The organism is Streptomyces sp. NPDC096132, assembly GCF_044763345.1.
Classification (GTDB): Bacteria; Actinomycetota; Actinomycetes; order Streptomycetales; family Streptomycetaceae; genus Streptomyces.
In genome coordinates, this window is the sequence record NZ_JBIWGA010000104.1 from 1 (window position 1) to 1,235 (window position 1,235).

General features: G+C 75.1%; 1 protein-coding gene. It reads left to right on the forward strand.

Features of this window, described 5'->3' with window-relative positions; translation table 11 throughout:
- The coding region (locus tag ACIRF9_RS52720; protein ID WP_403837837.1) for a putative PEP-binding protein at positions 1-1,235 on the forward strand (1,235 nt) is incomplete at both ends.

Below are 1,235 nucleotides of genomic sequence, written 5' to 3' on the forward strand. Positions count from 1 at the left end.
GACGAGGGTCTGGCCCGCGTCAGCGGGGAAGGCCTCGCCCGGCTGATGTTCCCCCGGTTCGACACCTCGGCCGTCGGCGAGGCGCTCGCGCACGGACTGCCGGCCTCGCCGGGGGCGGCCGTCGGCGCGGCGGTGTTCGACTCGGCCGAGGCGGTCCGCCGGGCCGCGGCGGGCGAGAAGGTCGTGCTCGTGCGTCAGGAGACCACCCCGGACGACCTGCCGGGCATGATCGCCGCGCAGGCGGTGCTGACCAGCCGCGGCGGCAAGACCAGTCACGCGGCCGTGGTCGCGCGCGGGATGGGCACGGTGTGCGTGTGCGGTGCCGAGGAGATCACCGTGCACACCCAGGCCCGTCGCTTCACCGTGGGTGGCACGGTCGTCGAGGAGGGCACCGTCATCTCCGTCGACGGCTCCGGGGGTGCCGTGTACCTGGGCGCCGCTCCACTGGTCGACTCCGCGGTGATGCGGTACTTCGAGACGGGCGAGCGGTCCGCCGGGCTGGTCGAGGCCGTGGCCCGCGCCATGGAGCGGGCGGACGGCGTGCGGCGGCTGGAGGTGCGGGCGAACGCCGACACACCCGAGGACGCCGCCCGCGCCCGGCGGTTCGGCGCCCGGGGCGTCGGGCTGTGCCGCACCGAGCACATGTTCCTCGGGGAGCGCCGCAAGCTGGTCGAGGCGATGATCCTGGCCCGCGACGAGGGCGAGCGCGAGAAGGCGCTGGGCGCGCTGCTGCCGCTCCAGCGGCGGGACTTCATCGGCATCCTCGAGGCGATGGACGCTCTGCCGGTCACCATCCGGCTCATCGACCCGCCGCTGCACGAGTTCCTGCCCGACCGCACCGAACTCGCCGTGCGCGTCGCCGCCGCCGAGGCCCGGGGTGCCGTACCGGATCCGCACGACACCGAGCTGCTCGACGCGGTCAACCGCATGCACGAGGAGAACCCGATGCTCGGACTGCGCGGTGTGCGGCTGGGCCTGGTGGTGCCCGGGCTGGTCGCCATGCAGGTGCGGGCGATCGCCGAGGCGGTCGTGGATCGCGTACGGGCCGGGGGCTCCCCGGAGGCGGAGATCATGGTGCCGCTGGTCGGCGCCGTCGAGGAACTGCGCATCGAGCGGGCCGAGGTGGAGCGCGTCCTGGCCGAGGTGTCCGAGGAGTCCGGCGTGCCCGTGCACTGCCCGGTCGGCACCATGATCGAGCTGCCCCGGGCCGCGCTCACGGCCGGCCGGATCGCCGA